At 63.2% G+C, this 17986-nt stretch carries 21 protein-coding genes; 4 read left to right on the forward strand and 17 right to left on the reverse strand.

From position 1 onward, the window contains the following. Positions 1 to 240: 240 nt before the first annotated feature. Positions 241 to 618, reverse strand: a complete 378-nt coding sequence (locus JQ609_RS19235) for a hypothetical protein (RefSeq protein WP_312014715.1) — start codon at positions 616 to 618, stop codon at positions 241 to 243. Between the two features lie 50 nt (positions 619 to 668). Then, complete coding sequence (locus tag JQ609_RS19240; protein ID WP_212274551.1) at positions 669 to 1385, reverse strand: MgtC/SapB family protein; 717 nt, start codon at positions 1383 to 1385, stop codon at positions 669 to 671. Between the two features lie 165 nt (positions 1386 to 1550). Here JQ609_RS19240 and JQ609_RS19245 point away from each other — a divergent pair, with 165 nt between their 5' ends. Further along, positions 1551 to 2501 (forward strand): hypothetical protein, encoded by a 951-nt coding sequence (locus JQ609_RS19245; protein WP_212274552.1) that lies wholly within the window; start codon positions 1551 to 1553, stop codon positions 2499 to 2501. Between the two features lie 234 nt (positions 2502 to 2735). Here the strand turns inward: JQ609_RS19245 and JQ609_RS19250 are convergent, their stop codons facing one another. The 12 genes from JQ609_RS19250 to JQ609_RS19305 form a co-directional block, all read right to left on the reverse strand. Then, positions 2736 to 3752 (reverse strand): WD40 repeat domain-containing protein, encoded by a 1017-nt coding sequence (locus tag JQ609_RS19250; protein WP_212274553.1) that lies wholly within the window; start codon positions 3750 to 3752, stop codon positions 2736 to 2738. After that, a complete protein-coding gene (locus JQ609_RS19255) occupies positions 3752 to 4810 on the reverse strand; it encodes a GTP-binding protein (protein WP_212211518.1) in 1059 nt (352 codons plus the stop codon). Before JQ609_RS19255 ends, JQ609_RS19250 begins: the two co-directional genes overlap by 1 nt. Positions 4811 to 4864: 54 nt before the next feature. Beyond that, the gene (locus JQ609_RS19260) at positions 4865 to 5737 is read right to left on the reverse strand and encodes a metal ABC transporter substrate-binding protein (RefSeq protein WP_212274554.1); all 873 of its coding nucleotides are present in this window, start codon (positions 5735 to 5737) and stop codon (positions 4865 to 4867) included. Between the two features lie 2 nt (positions 5738 to 5739). Further along, positions 5740 to 6609 (reverse strand): metal ABC transporter permease, encoded by an 870-nt coding sequence (locus JQ609_RS19265; protein WP_211994028.1) that lies wholly within the window; start codon positions 6607 to 6609, stop codon positions 5740 to 5742. 5 nt (positions 6610 to 6614) lie between these two features. Further along, positions 6615 to 7382: a metal ABC transporter ATP-binding protein gene (locus JQ609_RS19270; RefSeq protein WP_212274555.1), complete on the reverse strand. Its 768-nt coding sequence runs from the start codon at positions 7380 to 7382 to the stop codon at positions 6615 to 6617. Positions 7383 to 7384: 2 nt separating this feature from the next. Then, the gene (locus JQ609_RS19275) at positions 7385 to 7588 is read right to left on the reverse strand and encodes a hypothetical protein (RefSeq protein WP_212211524.1); all 204 of its coding nucleotides are present in this window, start codon (positions 7586 to 7588) and stop codon (positions 7385 to 7387) included. 319 nt (positions 7589 to 7907) lie between these two features. Then, entirely contained in the window at positions 7908 to 8126 is a 219-nt protein-coding gene (locus JQ609_RS35130; RefSeq protein ID WP_312014874.1) for a HepT-like ribonuclease domain-containing protein, read from the reverse strand. A gap of 122 nt (positions 8127 to 8248) precedes the next feature. Continuing rightward, positions 8249 to 8587 carry a nucleotidyltransferase family protein gene (locus JQ609_RS19285; protein WP_249128182.1) on the reverse strand — a complete coding sequence of 113 codons (339 nt, stop codon included), beginning with the start codon at positions 8585 to 8587 and terminating at the stop codon, positions 8249 to 8251. Positions 8588 to 8666: 79 nt separating this feature from the next. Beyond that, positions 8667 to 9170 carry a hypothetical protein gene (locus tag JQ609_RS19290; protein ID WP_212274556.1) on the reverse strand — a complete coding sequence of 168 codons (504 nt, stop codon included), beginning with the start codon at positions 9168 to 9170 and terminating at the stop codon, positions 8667 to 8669. A 13-nt stretch (positions 9171 to 9183) separates the two neighbouring features. Next, the gene (locus JQ609_RS19295; RefSeq protein WP_212211529.1) at positions 9184 to 9786 is read right to left on the reverse strand and encodes a permease; all 603 of its coding nucleotides are present in this window, start codon (positions 9784 to 9786) and stop codon (positions 9184 to 9186) included. A 124-nt stretch (positions 9787 to 9910) separates the two neighbouring features. Continuing rightward, complete coding sequence (gene crcB, locus JQ609_RS19300) at positions 9911 to 10285, reverse strand: fluoride efflux transporter CrcB (protein WP_212211537.1); 375 nt, start codon at positions 10283 to 10285, stop codon at positions 9911 to 9913. 243 nt (positions 10286 to 10528) lie between these two features. Further along, positions 10529 to 11125: a superoxide dismutase gene (locus tag JQ609_RS19305; RefSeq protein WP_212211539.1), complete on the reverse strand. Its 597-nt coding sequence runs from the start codon at positions 11123 to 11125 to the stop codon at positions 10529 to 10531. 163 nt (positions 11126 to 11288) lie between these two features. Between JQ609_RS19305 and JQ609_RS19310 the strand changes: the two genes are divergently transcribed. Next, positions 11289 to 11828: a GNAT family N-acetyltransferase gene (locus tag JQ609_RS19310; protein ID WP_212274557.1), complete on the forward strand. Its 540-nt coding sequence runs from the start codon at positions 11289 to 11291 to the stop codon at positions 11826 to 11828. A gap of 92 nt (positions 11829 to 11920) precedes the next feature. Continuing rightward, complete coding sequence (locus JQ609_RS19315) at positions 11921 to 13303, forward strand: MATE family efflux transporter (protein WP_212274558.1); 1383 nt, start codon at positions 11921 to 11923, stop codon at positions 13301 to 13303. 32 nt (positions 13304 to 13335) lie between these two features. Here the strand turns inward: JQ609_RS19315 and JQ609_RS19320 are convergent, their stop codons facing one another. From JQ609_RS19320 to JQ609_RS19330, 3 genes are all read right to left on the reverse strand, one after another. Further along, positions 13336 to 14490 carry a DUF3095 domain-containing protein gene (locus JQ609_RS19320; RefSeq protein ID WP_212274559.1) on the reverse strand — a complete coding sequence of 385 codons (1155 nt, stop codon included), beginning with the start codon at positions 14488 to 14490 and terminating at the stop codon, positions 13336 to 13338. 68 nt (positions 14491 to 14558) lie between these two features. Further along, a complete protein-coding gene (gene htpG / locus JQ609_RS19325) occupies positions 14559 to 16427 on the reverse strand; it encodes a molecular chaperone HtpG (protein ID WP_212274613.1) in 1869 nt (622 codons plus the stop codon). Between the two features lie 102 nt (positions 16428 to 16529). Beyond that, a complete protein-coding gene (locus JQ609_RS19330; RefSeq protein WP_212274560.1) occupies positions 16530 to 17336 on the reverse strand; it encodes an MBL fold metallo-hydrolase in 807 nt (268 codons plus the stop codon). A gap of 249 nt (positions 17337 to 17585) precedes the next feature. Here JQ609_RS19330 and JQ609_RS19335 point away from each other — a divergent pair, with 249 nt between their 5' ends. Next, positions 17586 to 17921 (forward strand): VanZ family protein, encoded by a 336-nt coding sequence (locus JQ609_RS19335; protein WP_212211549.1) that lies wholly within the window; start codon positions 17586 to 17588, stop codon positions 17919 to 17921. Positions 17922 to 17986 lie beyond the last annotated feature (65 nt).

A 17986-nucleotide genomic window follows, 5' to 3' on the forward strand; every position in this document is an offset into this window, starting at 1 on the left:
GGCGCGGTCGCGCGATGAGGGATTATGGGGGAGCTTGATGATGCAGGCGAGACTGTAAATCCGGCAGCGTCAGTCAAATCGGCGTCAGCGAGGTGATGCTGACGTCATCCTGAGGTGCGAGCCTTGCGGTGCACTTGCACCGCTGGGCGAGCCTCGAAGGATGGGCCACGGGCCGTATTCATCCTTCGAGGCGCGCAAGAGCGCGCGCACCTCAGGATGACGGTGCGGGATTTGGAAATCCTACTTCTGCTTGATTGGTTCGGCCGTTTTCTCTGCCGGTGCGGGCGGCAGCGCGGGCTGTGCGCCCGCTTTCTGCGCGTCGGCATCGGGACGCGCCGGTTCAGGCGGCACGTTGGACGGCCGGGTGCCGGTCGTCGTCTCCGCAGGAACAGACGGCTTTTTTTCCGCGTCCGGCGTCGATTGCAGCGGCTGGGTGGCCTGCGCCAGTTGTTGCGGCGGGCGCGCGCTCAATTCCATCAGCGACAGGCCTGAAATGACAAGCCCCGCCGTGACCAGGACGGCCGCGACAAGAAAATCATTCCGGTAATTGCGCTTGTCATGATCGGCAGGCATGTCGTTCACCGCGAGATTGTTCGCGACATCAACGGCCGGCCACAAGAATTGTTCCGCGCGCAGCCCGCGTGGAACCGGCAACCGAGGAGAACGCCCTAATCCTTGGTGCTGACTTCCCAGGTGGCGTGGCGAACGCCGGGCTGGCGCTGCATATCGACCGCGACCGCATTCAGTTCGTTGGGATCGATCGCGGTGGAGACCAGCGTGGCGACGATCTCCAGGAGGTCATCGCCATGCTCGACCACATTGAGTTCAGCGACCGGATATTTTGCATGCTCCAGCCGCTCGACCAGATGGTCGCGCATGTCGGGCAGCGCCTCCGCACTGACCGCGAGCTTGAAGTAGTAGGTCGCCTCGGACGCGCGTTCGTCGATCGGAATGCGGTTGATCGCGTTCACCAGCGGACGCAGCAAGGTGTTCCCGGCGACCACGAACACGGTCAGCGCCGCCGCCTGGGCCACCATGTCGGCGCCGGCGCAAGCTCCGACCCCGGCCGACCCCCACAGCGTTGCGGCGGTGTTGAGGCCGCGGACGTTCATGCCCTCTTTCATGATGACGCCGGCGCCGAGGAAGCCGATCCCCGAAACGACATAGGCGATCACATGTACGGCGCCTTCGGCGTACTTCAGATGCATCGCCAGATCGACGAAGGCGGCCGCACCGACGGCGACCAGCACATTGGTGCGCAGGCCCGCGGTCCGCTGCCGGTATTGCCGCTCGGCGCCGATCAGGGTGCCCAAAACGAACGCCGCGGTCAGGCTGACCAGGGTGTCGAGGAAATCGGCGATCTGGAATGTCGTCAGGAAGCGCATGTCGGTTTTCTAGGGGAGAGAGGTGACGAATCTATCACAGCCTGAACGATCTGGCCCGTTCCGGCGACTAACCTCGGGTGCGAGCGACGATCCGCTTCGCTGCGGGCAACGGCGCTCGATGCGGTCCCGGATAGAACAGATTCGCCTGATTCTGCGAGAATTGTCATGAAAAGATTGCTTTACGTCGCGGTCTCGCTGCTCGGCATTCAATGCTCGCCCGCGGCTGCGGACCAGAACTGCATGACGGGCTATTACCGCACCAGGCAGCCCGCCTGCATCGACAGCGTGCTGTCGCAAATGCGAGCCGGCCCAAACGCTGATCCCAGTGCGGTCATCGGATTCCTGGCGCAGATCTTCAGCACGTCGCCCGCGGAAAAGCAGCGCATCCTGCAGCTTGAAGCCTCTTCATATGTCAAATCGGTGAAGCTCGTAGCGCTCTACGGCGCCGGCCTCACGGAAGACGCGCAGAAATTTGCCGAGGAAAACCAGATCAAGGCCACGCTGCAGAAAATCGAAAAGAACCAGCCTGCCAAACTTGCCGTGGTGCGGCCGTCGTCGAATGCCGCCGACAACGACCTCTTGATCGGCGCCTATATGGCATCCGGTGACACCAGCTTCATTGAAAGAATCCTCGCAAACTTCTCCAGCGCAGACGACGACATGGCAGGCATCGCCATGCGCATGGGATTCATGAAGAGCAAGTTCGGACCGAACATGACCGCGGAAGGCCGGGACAACGTGATGGCCAAGATGGCCTGCGACAAATACGCGTGCAAAACCGAGCCCGCCAAATTCTTTCGCGTGCTGACATTGGCGAGCGCCTTTTGGGCGTTGCAGTCGCTGGCATCAGCCGACGACGGCATCAAGAAGACCTTCACCGGCTTTTTTGCGAACGATCCTCGCCTGAAAAACCTGTTCGCGGCCGAGCAAGCGGCGTTCGGGAATTATGTGACGGCGCTCACCATGCTCGCCGTCTTCAAACCCGACCCGAAAGACCGCGACAAGACCGCCGAAAACATGAGCAAGGCCGCTTCGGCCTTCGAAAATCTCGAACCGGCCGGCAAGACGTTTGACCACATCGAGGCTTACGTCAAAGCTGGGAAGAAGGTGAAGTGACGCGGGCTGGATTGGCTTCACCTCTCCCGCGTGCGGGGGTCGAGACGAGCGAAGCTCGCTCTTAGGTCGGATCGCATCGACAGATGCGATTCGGGTGGGGGAACCTCTCTCCCCACGAACAGTCTGACTCGTGGCGACACCCCCACCCAACCCTCCCCCGCAAGGGCGGGAGAGGGAGCGCACCGTCAATTGCCGATGCACTTCAGTCTGGTCTCGCCAGCGCAAACGGGTGACCTACAGCTCCACCATGCCGGCGTCGCCGTCTTCGGTGCCGAAGGCGAGCAGCGATCCCTTGGGGCTCCAGGCCAGCGCCGAAACCGCGGCGTTGCCCCGCCGGCGCACCAGGATCTCCGCGCCGTCCTCGATCCGCACCATCAGCACGCAACCGTCGCTGTAGCCGGCGGCCAGGATGTCATGCTTCGGATGACAGGCGACCGCGGAGACGCGGGCCTGCAGCGGCGCCAGCATCGCCGGCTCCTTGCCCATCGGCCCGTCCTTGCTGGCGAACGGCCAGATGATCACGGTGTCGGCGCCCGAGGTTGCGAGCCCCTTGCCGCCGGCGCTCCACGACATCGAGCGGACGCGGCCGGGATAGCCGCTCATGCGCATGTGCCGGTTGTCGGCGAGCCGCCAGCCATGCAGCGCCGGCTCGTGCATCCCGGTCACCAGAAACTTGTTGTCCGGGCTGAAGGTGACCGACAGATGCGAGCCGGCCCATTCCAGAAACTCAGGCTTCGCCGCCATGTTGGGAAACCACAGCGTCACGCCGTTATAATGCGCGACCGCCAGCCGCAGGCCCTTGGGCGCGAACGCCAGGCCGCCGACGGTCGAGGGCATATCGAATGTTTTCTCTTCGCTCTTGCCGCTGCGGACATACGAGACCTTGCCGGCCGACCATGCCACCGCGCCATCGGGATGCAGCGCGACGTTGTCGATCCAGCGCCGCTTGGCATCGGTCGCGAGCACGCTGACCTCGCCCTTGGCATTGAGCGCGACGAGCTTGCCGTCGTCGCCGCCGGTAACGACGCGCGCGCCGTCGGACGCCGCACACAGCACCGCACCGCCGTGAATATCGACAGGTGAAATCTCGCCGCCGGCGCCGACGATGGCAGCCTTCTCCTCAGCGCCGACGAAGACCGCGGTCTCGCCGAGAAAATACACCGACGATATCGGCATGCCGACCGCAAGCGGCCGCACCTTGTCGGTGATCGAAGCAATGGAGGCGCCTTCGCCCGGATCAAACTGTTTCATCACGTGGTGATACAGCTCTCAAAACCGTCGCGAATCATCTGCTCCGGCAATTCGCGACCGATGAACACAAGCCGGCTCTCGCGCCGTTCGTCATCCTTCCACTTACGCTGATGGTCGCCCTCGAGCATCATGTGGACGCCCTGGAACACGTAGCGGTCGTCATCGTCGCTGAAGGCGAGGATGCCCTTGGAGCGAAGGATCTTCTGCCCTTCGGAGGCGACGAGGTTCTGCAGCCACGGCATGAACTTGGTGGCATCGAGCGGCTTGTCCGTGCGCAGCGACAGCGACTGCATCTCCTCGTCATGGTAGTGCTTCAGCCCGCCATGGCTGTGGCTGTGATCATGATGATGGTCATGGCCGTGGTGATGATCGTGATCATGGTGATGATCATGGCCGTCGCCGGCATCGAGGAATTCCGGCTCGATCTCGAGAATGCGGTCGAGATCGAACGCGCCGCGTTCCAGCACGTCCGCCAGCGCCACCTTGCAGCGCTCGGTGCGGTGCAGTTTTGCGTAAGGGTTGATGCCGCGGATCCGCGCCTCGACTTCGGCAAGCTCGGCTTTGGAAACCAGGTCAGTCTTGTTGAGCACGATGACGTCGGCGAAAGCGATCTGGTTCTTGGCTTCCGGCGCGTCCTTCAAACGGTCGCTGAGCCATTTGGCATCGGCGACGGTGACGACCGCGTCGAGCCGGGCGTTCTTCTGCACGTCCTCGTCGACGAAGAAGGTCTGCGCGACCGGCGCCGGGTCGGCCAAGCCGGTGGTCTCGACGATGATGGCGTCGAATTTGCCCTTGCGCTTCATCAGGCCGTCGAGGATGCGCACGAGGTCGCCGCGCACGGTGCAGCAGACGCAGCCATTGTTCATCTCGAACACTTCTTCATCGGCGCCGATGATGAGGTCATTGTCGATGCCGATCTCGCCGAATTCGTTGACGATGACGGCGTATTTCTTGCCGTGGTTTTCCGACAGGATGCGGTTGAGCAGCGTGGTTTTGCCGGCGCCGAGATAGCCCGTCAGCACGGTCACAGGAATTTTTTGGGACGTCAGTTCAGACATGGTGGCTCCGGGCGGAAATTCGGGCACGCCGGCAACAGCAGGGAGGCCCCTGCCCTATTCGCCAAGCGCGCTGGTCAGTGCCTTTATATTGTGCCTGACCATATCAATGTAAGTGGGTGCATCGCCCTTTTCGGCCGTCAAACTGTCCGAATAGAGGGTCCCGCCGATCCTGGCACCGGTCTCGGCCGAGATTCGGCGGATCAGGCGCGGATCGCTGACATTTTCCAGAAAAACCGCCGGGATTTTGGCGGTTCGGATCTGGGTGATAATACCGGCGATATCGCGGGCACTGGGCTCGGATTCCGTGGATACGCCGACGGGGGCAATGAATTCGACGTCGTAGGCGGCGGCGAAATAGCCGAAGGCGCCGTGGGTCGAAATCACCTTGCGGCGGCCCGCCGGGATCTTTGCGACGGCTTCGCGCGCCTCGCGGTCCAGGGTGTCGAGTTTCGCCAGATAGGCCTCCGCATTGGCGCGAAAACCCTGGGCTGAGGCAGGATCGGCGGCCGCCAGCGCGTCGCGGATATTGCCGACATAGATTTTGGCATTGGCGACGGATTGCCAGGCGTGCGGGTCGGCATCCGAGCCAAGCTTGAGCGGCGCGATACCGGCGGTCGCCGTCACGACGGAAACCTTGCTCCCGGCGGATTTCAGCAGCCGCGGCAGCCAGCCCTCGAAGCCAAGGCCATTGACGAAAATCAGCTTCGCATCGGCAATCTTCTTCGCATCCGCCGGCGTCGGCGAGTAGACATGCGCATCGCCGTCAGCACCGACCAGCGTCGTGACGCTGACGCTGGTGCCGCCGACATTGCGGACGAAATCGCCGAGGATAGAGAAGCTGGCGACAACCTTGAGGCGCTCCTGCGCGCTGGCCGGAACGACTGTGGCGATCAGCACCAGACACATGAGGGAGAACAAACGCTGCATCGTTACGCCTCGAGATGCCGGCCGGGGAACAGCTGCCGGACCAGGCCGCTGACATTGCCGAACAGCACGGACACCACATAGATCCCCGCCGCGACCAGGATGACCGCGGGGCCTGACGGAATTTTGGTCTGGAACGACAGCACCAGCCCGGCATAGCCCGACACCATGGCGCTCGCGACCGCGATGCAGATCATCCCGGTGATGTCGCGCGACCAGAACCGCGCGATTCCCGCGGGCAGGATCATCAGCCCGACGCCGAGCAAGGTGCCGAGCGCGTGAAAACCGTTGACGAGATTGATCACGACCAGCGCCAGAAACGCCAGATGCGCCGGCGCGCCGGCGCGGCTCACGGTGCGCAGGAACACCGGATCGACGCATTCGATCACCAGCGGGCGATAGATCACGGCCAGCACAAGGAGCGTAATCGTGGCGTTGAAGGCGATCACCAGCAGGGTCTGGTCGTCCATCGCCAGGATGTTGCCGAACAGCACGTGCAAGAGGTCGATATTGGTGCCCTTGATGGACACGATGGTGACGCCGAGCGCCAGCGACACCAGATAGAACGTCGCCAGCGAGGCGTCTTCCTTCAGTTCGGTGGTGCGCGCGACCACACCGGCCAGGATCGCGACCGTAAAACCTGCGATCAGGCCGCCGGTCGTCATCGCAAACAGATTGAGCCCGGAGACCAAAAAGCCGATCGCGGCCCCGGGCAGGATCGCATGCGCCATGGCGTCGCCGACCAGACTCATCCGCCGCAGCATCAGGAACACGCCGATCGGAGCGGCACCCAACGACAGCGCGATCACGGCCGCCAGCGCGCGGCGCATGAACTCGAATTCGGTGAAAGGCGCGATCAGCGCATCATGGAGCATTGCAATCAGGCCGCCCGCGACGGCGCATCTTCGGCGCAGGCCGCGGCCCGGTCGTCGAAGGCTTCGCACATCTTCATCGCCACCATCAGGTTATCCGGCGTCAGCACCTGCGCGGTCGCGCCCCATGCCACCGGGCCTCGGGCCAGCAGCAGGGTTTCGGGGAAATGGTTGCGCACCATGTCGAGATCATGCAGCGCCGCCAGCACGGTGCGGCCTTCGCCGTGCCAGCGCTTGACCAGCGCAACCAGGTCGGCGGAGGTTTTGGCGTCGATGGCGTTGAACGGCTCGTCCAGCACGATCAGCCGCGCGTCCTGCAACAACACCCGGGCGAACAGCATGCGCTGCATCTGGCCGCCGGACAGCGTGCCGATCGGGCGGTTCTCAAAACCGTTGAGGCCGACGGCGGCAAGCCCCGCCAAAATCCGCTCGCGCTCTTTCTTGCCCATGCCGCCGAAGAAGCCGGTCGAGCGCCACAGTCCGGTGCCGACGAAATCGAACACCGAAATCGGAAAGCTGCGGTCGATGTCGGCGGTCTGCGGCAGGTAGGCGATGTCCTTGCTGTCGAGCCCGCCCAGCGCGATCGATCCCGACAGGGGTTTAAGGATGCCGGCAAGGCCGCGAAACAGCGTCGACTTGCCGGCGCCGTTCGGCCCGATCACCGCGACCAGCGCGCCCCCGGCGACCTCGAGGTTGAGATGATGCACCGCCGGATGCCGGTCGTAGCCGAGCGTGACATTGCTGAATTTCACCTGAGCTTTTGCCTGCGCCGCCATGCTCACCTCATCGCCACCAGCACGACCACCCAAAGACAGGCGCTGACCGCGAGCGCCGCGCCAAGCCGTGCCGCCACGGTCATCCGCAGGATCGACCACGGCGCCGGCTGCGCCGGATGCGGCGTCGAGGGGTCGTGGTGATGGGGGTGACCATGGCTATGGGCGTGCCCGTGGTGTCCATGGTCGTGGGAATGGGAGTGAGCCATGCAAGGATGTTATATTATAACATTACGGGAGTCCACGCGTTGGCGCCGGATACTGGACCAACCGCTGGCGTGATTTGCCCGACTGGGTGCGGGGCCAATCCGGCCGATTGGAACCTTCACAGGCCATGCTTCGCCCAAACGGCGCGGACCTCTTCGTCTGTCGCAAACTCGCCGCGCGCAGCTTCCGCCCGCGAAGCATCAAAGTCCGCTTCTTCGTCAAGCGTGAGTCCATAAGGCGTTTGGGTGAGGCTAGGAGCGGTCGTCTCACGGGTCGTTTTCACGGCCGTCTCGTCACTTCTGCGGTTGATTACACGCAAGATCAGATCTCGCCTTCTAACGCCTTGATCTCGGCGACAGCGGCAGCAAGCAAGGGCGGAAGATGCACCGTTACGGTTTCCCAGACATAAGACGCGGCGACGTTGTCGTATTGATGCCGATAGAAATTGCCAACATCCCGGATGGATCGCCAAGGCAATTCAGGATGCCTATCGCGCAGATCGTCGGGTAACCGGCGGCTTGCTTCCGAGATAATTTCCAGAGCGTGTCACGGCATAGAGATGCAAACGCGACTCGCCGAATTCCTGGCTGGTCAAACCTTCGACAAATCCGCCGGCGAGCAGGATGTTGTCCCGAATGTCGTACAAGGCGAGCTTGACGGACTCAGAATGCATAAATGGCTTCGCGCTCGGCGATCGGCTTCAAATGAGGCTTGAGCGCAATCCGGTTTGAAACATCCACACGCACCGGAAACAGGTCTTCGATGCTGTGAACGATCCCAACGTATTTGAAAACATCCATCCGGACGTCCGGCGCGATTTCGACCAGAATGTCGATGTCGCTGTCGGGACGGGCGTCGCCGCGGGCGCGCGAGCCGAACAGGGCCGCATGGCTCACACCCTGAGCCTTCAAGGCGGCTTCATGCTCGCGCAACCTCGCAAGGATATCCTGCTTTTCCATGGGATGCATTCTACCAGAAGCGCTGCTTTCCAGCAGTCCCAAAAAGCGGCGAGTCCTTAGCTACCACTCAGCAGAATAAAATTCCCATATTTTCAATAGCTTGAGGAGGCAGCTGCCAACCTCACGGCTTTCCGATCGCCATCGCCAAGGCCGCCGCCAGGAACGGAAACGGCACCGACACTGCGGCCCGGAACCAGACGAAACGCGCCGGCATGAACGGGATTTCCCAGAGTATCAGCCGCTGGAAGGCGAACAGCGCCCAGGCGACGACATAGGCGATCACCTGCGGCGAACCGCCGCCGACCTTCAGCGCCACTGCGCCGATGGAAAAGCCGACCACCGGGCCGCCCGGGGTTAGCCCGCCCGCGATCACGGCGGTGAGCACGCCGAGCCAGCCGGAATCCGGGCCCAGCCAGCCGGTGATGATTTCGGAGGGAATGACGGCGGCGATGTAGCCGGAGCCGATCACACCGAGCGCGATCCGCGGCACGATGTTGATGAAATCCATCGCGCCTTCGCGCGCCGCCGAAACCACCACGACACGGCCGCGCCGGAACGCGATCAAGCCGAGCACCAGGACGGAGCCCCACAGCGTAATGTCGATGAGCAGCGCGCTTATCGTCATGACGGCTCGCCCTTCATGTTGGCTCACCCTTGGGATACATCCGCACATAGACGAAGCGCCCGAGCGCGCCTGCGAGGATCGGGATCGGCAGCGAGATCACGATCCGCCACAGCGTGAAATCGGTGCCGAGGATCGGCAGTTCCCAGGCGACCGCGCGGCCGTAACCGATCAGCGTCCAGCTCACCACCATCGCGATGGTGGCGCCGAAATCCGCGCCGACGGTGAGCAATGCAGCGGCCACCGGATAGGCCGTGAACGGCCCGCCCGGCAGGATGGCGCCGAATGCCGTTCCGATCAGCAATCCCTTCAGGCCGGAGTTCGGCCCGAGCGATCGCGACACTTTCTCGTGCGGCAGGATTTCCGTAATGAGCGCGCCGAGCAGGCAGCCGGCCAATACGCGCGGCAGGATCTCGCCGAACAGCCAGAGATCATCGGTGAGAATCTTGAGCACGCCGTCGATACCGTCGCGGCGATAGACCAGCGTGGCGCTGACCGCGACCAGCACGGCGATGAAGATCATCGACCAGCCGACCGGCTTGCGCTTGCGTCGCGGGACCGCTTCGGCCTCCGGGCTATCGTCGGCCGGCGCCGGCTGTTTCAAAGGAGGTTCTGACAATGCAATGAATCGGCAGGTGAAAAGTCCAACCCTGCTTAGTCCCGGCCGGGTCCTCACGCAAACGGAACAACTGAAACATCCATGCGCGGCTCAGGCATGGCCATGCAAGGCTGTCACGGGCCTTTCAGGTCAGGTGGCGCACCAGCGCGAGGCCGGCAAACAGGCCGGCAATCGACAGCACGACCGAGCCGATAATGTAAGCCGCCGCCAGGCCAAGCTCACCCCGCTCATAGAGCACGGCGGTATCGAGCGAGAACGCGGAAAACGTCGTGTAGCCCCCGAGTATGCCCGTCATCAGGAACAGCCGCCACGGCTGCGAGGTCTCGCCCTTGAGGACGAGATAGCCGGCGATCAGCCCCATCACGGTCGATCCTGAGATGTTGATGATGAAGGTGCCCCAGGGAAATCCGGTACCGATGCAGCGCGCACAGGTGAGGTTGATGAAATGGCGCAGCGACGCGCCAAGGCCGCCACCGACGAAGACCAGCAAATAGCTCATCGCAGCATTTTCCACATCGCGAAATCACCCGGCCACAGCGCTTGTGCCGCAAGCCCGCGACGCCTGCAAGCATGGCATGGGAGGCAAAAGATAAGGGCGGCAGTTTTGCACTGCCGCCCCTGAAATTTATTCTACGTCATTCCGGGGCGCGCGATAGCGCGAACCTCAGATGCGCAATTGCGCATCGGGGGAATCTCGAGATTCCGGGTTCGATGCTTCGCATCGCCCGGAATGACAAACAGATCAAGCCTTGCCGAACAGCTGGTCGACATATTCCCAGTTCACGAGATTATCGACGAACGCCTTCAAATAGTCCGGGCGGCGGTTGCGATAGTCGATGTAGTAGGAGTGCTCCCAGACGTCGCAGCCGAGGATCGGGGTTGCGCCATGAACCAGCGGGCTTTCGCCGTTCGCGGTCTTGGAGATTTCGAGCTTGCCGTTCTTGACCGACAACCAGCACCAGCCGGAGCCGAACTGGCCGACGCCGGCGGCGGCGAAGTCGGTCTTGAACTTGTCGAGCCCGCCGAGATCCTCGGTGATCTTCTTTTCCAAACGGCCGGGCAGCTTGCTGCCGCCGCCATTCGGTTTCATCCAGTTCCAGAAATGCAGATGGTTGTAGTGCTGGCCGGCGTTGTTGAACACGGCCGGGTTCTTGCCGAACGAGGCCTTGACGATCTCCTCGAGGGACTTGCCTTCGAATTCGGTCCCCTTGATCGCGTTGTTTCCGTTGGTCACGTAAGCCTGGTGATGCTTGTCGTGGTGGAATTCCAGCGTTTCCTTGGACATATAGGGGGCAAGGGCGTCATGGGCATAGGGAAGATCGGGTAGCGTGAAGGTCATGGGGTGATGTCCGAAAATGATGGGAGACGTGGTGTAACGGGAACCCTTATAGAAGGTTCCATCGTGCTTAAACACCGCAATTTGACAAAGCGGGGCGGCTTCTTCGGTAACGATGCTCCGCGTCCAGCGTATGACGGGACATACGGCCATTGCGGGGTGAAAGATGAGTATCGAGATCGATATCCTGAACGGGGACGCGTCATGGCCGCGGGTCGAACCGCTGATGAATGCGGTCTGGCCGACACGTGTGGTCGAGAAACTGTCCTGGGGCCACGTCAAATGGGCCCACGCCGATTTGCGCGTGCTGATCGAAGCGCCAGAGGAATCGTCAAAACCCGGCCTTGTCTGCCATGTCGGCATCTATTTCCGCACCGTGACCTGGAACGGGCGCAAGGTCGATATCGGCGGTATCGGCGGGGTTGCGACCCGCGAGGATTTCCGGGGGCGCGGGCTTGCCGGCCTCGCGCTCGGCGCCGCGGTCCAGACCATGCGCGACCACGAAGCGATCAAGTTTGCGCTGTTGTTCTGTGAGCCGCATAATTTCGCCTTCTACGAGGCCCGCGGCTGGCATAAATTCACTGGCGAGATCTATGCCGAGCAGCCGGAGGGACGCATTCGTTTCGAGGCGATGGCGCCGTTCGTGTTCGACTTCACCCGCGCCCCGCGCGACGGCATCATCGACCTATGCGGCCTGCCATGGTGACCCCTGCGCGGCGATGGGGTGGCTTGCGGTCGCGCGTGCCGATAATATGTTGGCCATAATATATTGCCTTCTGGCCGACAAACCGGTGACGCATGACGATCGACGCCCCGCTTGATTTGCGCCCCGCGGCCATCCCGGCTGCGCCGGTCAACAACCTCTTGACCTCGCCGATCCTGCCGACGCTGCTAAAACTCGCGCTCCCCAATGCGATCGCGATGGTCGGCACCGCGCTGGTGGCGGTCGCCGAGACCTCCTATATCGGCCGGCTCGGCACCGAGCCGCTGGCCGGGATCGCGCTGGTGTTTCCGTTCGTGATGCTGACGCAGATGATGTCGGCGGGCGCGATGGGCGGTGGCGTGTCCTCCGCCATCAGCCGCGCGCTCGGCGCCGGCAACCGCGAGCGCGCCGCGACGCTGGCGCTGCATGCGGCCATGATCGGCACCTGCGCCGGGCTGATCTTCACCGTGATGATGCTGGCGTTCGGCCGGCAATTCTACTCGCTGCTTGGCGGCCGCGGCGGCGTGCTCGAGCAGGCCATGCAATATTCGCACGTGCTGTTCTCCGGCGCGGTTTCGATCTGGCTCGTCAACACGCTGGCCTCGGTGGTGCGCGGCACCGGTGATATGCGCATTCCCTCGGCGGTGCTGATCGTCGTCGCCTTCGTTCAGGTCGTGGTCGGTGGCGGCCTCGGTCTTGGATTGTTCGGCCTGCCGAAGCTTGGCATGCCCGGGGTTGCCGCAGGCCAGCTCACCGCCTTCACACTCGGGGCGATATTCCTGGCGTGGTACCTCGCCAGCGGCCGCAGCCGGCTGAAGCTGAATTTCACAGCCTTCCGGTTCGAGCGCGACATGTTCATCGACATCCTCAAGGTCGGCGCGATCTCCTGCCTGGCGCCGCTGCAGACCGTCCTGACCATCCTGATCTTCACCAAAATCGTGGCGGGCCTCGGCACGGAGACGCTGGCCGGTTACGGCATGGGTTCGCGGCTGGAATTCCTGCTGGTCCCGATTGCATTTGCGTTCGGCATCGCCTCGGTGCCGATGGTCGGCATGGCCGTTGGCGCTGGCCTCGTGGCGCGGGCGCGCCGGGTGGCTTGGACCGCGGCCGCCGCGGCAGGCCTGACCGTCGGCCTGATCGGCCTGGTCGTCGCGATTAAGCCGACGCTCTGGATCTCGCTGTTCACCAGCGACCCCGGGGTGACGGCTGCCGCCTCTTCCTACTTTGCCTGGGCCGGTCCGGCCTTCGGCTTCTTCGGCACCGGCCTCGCCCTCTACTTCGCCTCGCAGGGCGCGGCAAAGGTCGGCGGCCCGGTCATGGCCGGCACCATCCGGCTACTGCTGGTCGGCCTCGGCGGCTGGTGGCTGGCGTCATCGGGCGCACCGGCCTGGACCTTGTTCGCGCTCGTCGGCGCCGCGATGGTCGTACACGGCCTCTCCACGGTGCTGTTCATTCGCTTCACGCGCTGGGGCAAATGAGCATCCAGCCCCGTTGTGTGGCGGCGAGCAGCTTACGCCGCCATCGCCTTCAAGGCGGTCGCCGCCGAGGCATAGCCGCCGCGTGCACCATCGATGAAGTGAACGTGGTCGCTGCGCATCACCGACGGTGTGAAGCAGGTCATCATCGCCGCGTCCTGGCGGTGCAAGCCATATCGCACGACACCATTTGAGGCCGCCTTTGCCAGCCGTTGCGCCAGCGCCTGCTCGAGCTCCGGCGTGCAATCGAGGATCATCCGCAATCCATCGTCGTATTTGCGGAAGTCGGAATTCTCCACCACCTGCTGCATGTAGGTCTTCGGCACGAAATTGCCGACCTTGATGCCGAAGCGCAACACGACATAGGCCCACAGTGCGATGGCCAACGCGGAACTGCGCCGCCGCAACAACGACCCGCCGCGCGCGGCACGCGCCTCGTATTCGATGCCCGCCGGAGGAAAGCGGATATCGGGTCCGCCTGAAGGCACCGGCCGCCCGGCATCAGGGCTGCGTTCGACGAGATCGATGATGTCTTCGATCGCTTTGCGGAATGCGCGCGGATCGGCGCCCTTTGCCGGAACCACCAGCACCGAAAGAATGAGACCGCGGGTGGAGGGAATTTCCTCGAACCGGCATGACAGGCCGGACAAATCCGGCTGCTCGCCCGCCGGCGCCGCGGGGACCGCGAATTCGCCGCGCTTCATCGCCGCGTCCGCCCAGCCGAGACCGCCGCCGGAAAACATCGCGAGGGACAAATTGGGCGACGGCCCGAAGCGCGCGACTCTGATGTCGAGGCCCTGCGCGCGGATTGCTGTCACCGGCACCAGCGCCACCCGCATCGAAAGATCAAGGCCTTCGCTGACCCAGGTCGCAGTCGCCGCCAGCGCCTCGCGCGCGCGGCCGAGATCGGCGGGCGCCACGGCAAAGCTCGCGCCATCGCCGCCGAACACAAACGGAAATTCGCGTCCATCCAGCGCATTGGTCACGGCGGCGATCACAGCGGCTCCCGCCATGTTGACCGCCTTGTAGCGCTGGTTGGCGATCGCCTTGGTCGATTCCACGATATCGGCGACGCCGACGGTCCAATCATCCGGCAACGGCGAATACAGCGCCGGATCCATCAGGCTGGTGAAGCCGCGAAAGACCGGAATGCCGCCGTAGAAGATGTCGGTGCCGTCGGGCGTGGTCATTGCGATGCACCCCGTTTTCCGAAGCTGTCTAACAGATACGGCCTAACCTATATTCGGGTTCGCCCCTGCTACAGTTTGACACCCCGCAGCACCAATTGGTTGAGCCTGCTCGCAAACGCCGCCGGGTCTTCCGGCAACTCGCCATCGAGGATCTGCGCCTGCTCCAGCAGCAGGAACGACAGGTCCGCGGCTGCGTCCTTGGCCCCGGCAATCGCCGCCACCAAAGGATGGCGCAGATTGATCTCGAGGATCGGTTTTGTCAGCGGACCCTGGTTCTGCATCGCCAGCAAGCGCTCGAGCTGGCGGTCGCGGCCGTCGCCGCCGGCCACCAGACAGGACGCGCTCGACGTCAGCCGCTGCGACGCCCGCACGTCGGAGACGCGTTCCCCGAGCGTATCCTTGATGACGGCGATGGTCGCGGCCTCGTCCGTGGTGCTCTCTTCCTTCTTGTCGTCCGCTTTGTCGTCCAGCAGCGGGATCAGACCGAAATCGATATCGCCCTGGCTCAGCGATTTCAGCGGCTTGCCGCCGAAATCGAGCGGCGCCGAGGTCCAGAACGCATCGACCGGATCGGTCAGCAGCAGCACCTCGATGCCACGGGCCGTTGCGGATTCGAGCTTCGGGTTCGACTTTAGCCGCTCGATGCTGTCGCCGGTGAGGTAATAGACCTCGGTCTGGTTCGGCTTGAGGTTTTCGACATACTGCTTCAGCGAACGCTTCTCGCCCGATGTTGTGGTGAAGCGCGACAAGCCCAGCAGTTTCTCGCGCCGCTCGAAATCTTCCCAGATGCCTTCCTTGATCACCGGCCCGAACGAATCCCAGATTTTCGCGAACGCCTCCGGCTCCTTGTCGCCGAGGCTTTCCAATTCCGTGATCACGCGGCCGGTGACGGCCTTGCGGATCTGCGCGAGCTGCGGATTGTTCTGCAGCATCTCGCGGGAAATATTGAGCGGCAGGTCCTCGCTGTCGATCACGCCGCGGATAAAGCGCAAATAAGCCGGCAACAAATCGGCATCGTCGGCAATGAAAACCCGGCGGACATAGAGCTTCACCTTGCCCTTGCGTGCCTGGTCGAACAGGTCGAACGGTTTTGTCGATGGCGCGAACAGCAGCACCGCATAGGACTGGCGGCCCTCGGCGCGGTAATGCAAGATCATCGCGGGCTCGTCGAAGGCGCCGGCGATCGACTGATAGGCGCCCTTGTAATCGTCAGGCGTCAATTCCGATTTCGGCCGCTGCCACAGCGCGCTGGCCGAATTGATCTGGCGCGGCTCACCCTCCTCCGGCACCAGCTCAATCGGAAACTGGATGTTGTCGGAATAGGCGCGGACGATGCGCTCGATCTCGTAGGTCTCGAGATATTTCTGCGCGCTCTCTTTCAGATGCAGCACGATCTCGGTGCCCTGCGTGATACGCGCGGCATCTTCCTCACTCGCGGGCGCGATCTCAAATCCGCTGCCGCCCGACGACGACCAGGTCCAGACCTGATCCGAACCGGCGCGGCGGCTGGTGACGACGATGCGCTCGGCGACCATGAAGGCGGCATAGAAGCCGACGCCGAACTGGCCGATCAGATTGGCGCCATCCTTGGCCTCGGTCAGGCGCGACAAAAACGACTTGGTGCCGGAACGCGCGATGGTGCCGAGATTGTCGATCAATTCCTGCCGGTCCATGCCGATGCCGCTGTCGACCACGGCAAGCGTGTTCGCCGCCTTGTTCGGCACGATGCGGATCGCGGGCGGCGCGCCATCGGTGATCAGCTCGGGTGCCGCGATCGCCTCATAGCGCAGCTTGTCGCAGGCGTCGGACGCGTTCGAAATCAGTTCGCGCAGGAAGATATCGGTTTCCGAATAAACCGAGTGCACCATCAGATGCAGGAGTTCGGCGACCTCGGCCTGGAACGGCTGGGATTCGGGGGCAGTCGTGGTGGTCATCAGGGGCTCACGAGATCAAGCGTGGGTGGGAAAGCCCCTGATATAGCGATACTATCTGGAGTGGCAAGGTTCGACGGCCTGGCTGGTTCCTGCCCTCGGCCGACCCTAATCCGCAATCGCGGCCAGATAGCGCCGGACCGAAGCATCGAATGCGGCCTTTGCGCCCGCCTCGATGTTCTTGCCCCACCACGCGCCATAGATGCGGTCGAACGCCAACGGCGCGACCGCGCGCGCAATGCCTTGAACCGATTTCGCGTTCAAGGGGATGTAGTTCGGGAAGCTGTACATGAAGCTCAGCGAGCGGCGGTCCATCGCCACCATGGCAACATCACCGGTGAGCAGCGCGCCTCGCCCCTCGCCGCCCGCACGCCAATGCAGGATCGTGCCGCCGGCGAAATGACCGCCGGTGCGGATGAGAACAATGTCATCGGAAATCTGGCGGCTGTCGCCGGTCCACGGCACGATCGCGGCATGCGGCCGCGTGACCCATTGCCGATCGTCGCCATGCAGATAGATCGGCACGCCGCCAAAGGCCTCGCTCCAGTCGGCGACCGCGCCGTAATAATGCGGGTGCGAAACCGCAATCGCCTTCAGGCCGCCGAGCGAGCGGACATGGTCTACCGCCTCCGATGTGGCCAGAGGCACGCAATCCCACATCACGCAACCGTCGGCCTCGGGAACGAGCAGCGCGCGCTGCCCGATCGCGAAGCCCGGATCGAGAGCGATCCCTGATATGCCGAGGTCATCGCGCCAGACGAGCTTATGGCGCTCCGCCAATGCTTCGCGCGAAAACCATTGCTGGCCTTTCCAGTTCACGTACTGCCGTTCGTCCTCACAAATCGGGCACGCTGCCGGCGGCGCCACGCTGTCCGGAAACTGGGCACCACATTGCTCGCAAGTCCACAAGGGCATCGCCGTCACTCCCATCCGATAGAAACGCGACTCTGGCAAATGCGCGGTTTCGGATCAACAAGAGCAAGTTTTAGACTTCAAGTTCCGGACAATTGACTTGCTTCCGCGCCGCTGGGGGGTAAGTTCCGCCTGATTATTGCAGGACGCGCGCGCAGCCGGCGCGTGGACGGGCTGGATGATCTCCACGCCCAGGGTTTTCTCAACAATTATTGACGGGATCAGATTATCTCGACCATTCAAAAATTTTGCATGATTGTAGGCTGGCTGGCGCTGGCATTCATCGCCTACGCGACGCTGTCGCCGATCGACGCCCGCCCCGTGCTTGCCGAAGGTCTGATTGAGCATTTCGTCGCCTTCGCCTTGCTGGGCCTTGCGCTTGGATTCGCTTACCCTGACCGCGTGGTTTTTGTTGTCGCGATCGTTGTCGGAGGCGCAGTGGCGTTGGAGACCATGCAACTGCTGACGCCGGACCGCCACGGCCGTCTGCTTGATGCAGCCGTGAAGGCGGCGGGCGGCATCGGCGGGATTGGCGCCGGACAATGGGCGGTCATGCTGCTGAAGGGCAAAATCGGCCGCGGCAAATAGCGCATTTCGATTCGGTTTTACCGTTATTTCAAATAGCCGTTATTTCAAATGCCTTGCCCGGACAC

The sequence above is a fragment of the Bradyrhizobium sp. AUGA SZCCT0169 genome (assembly GCF_018130085.1).
Classification (GTDB): Bacteria; Pseudomonadota; Alphaproteobacteria; order Rhizobiales; family Xanthobacteraceae; genus Bradyrhizobium.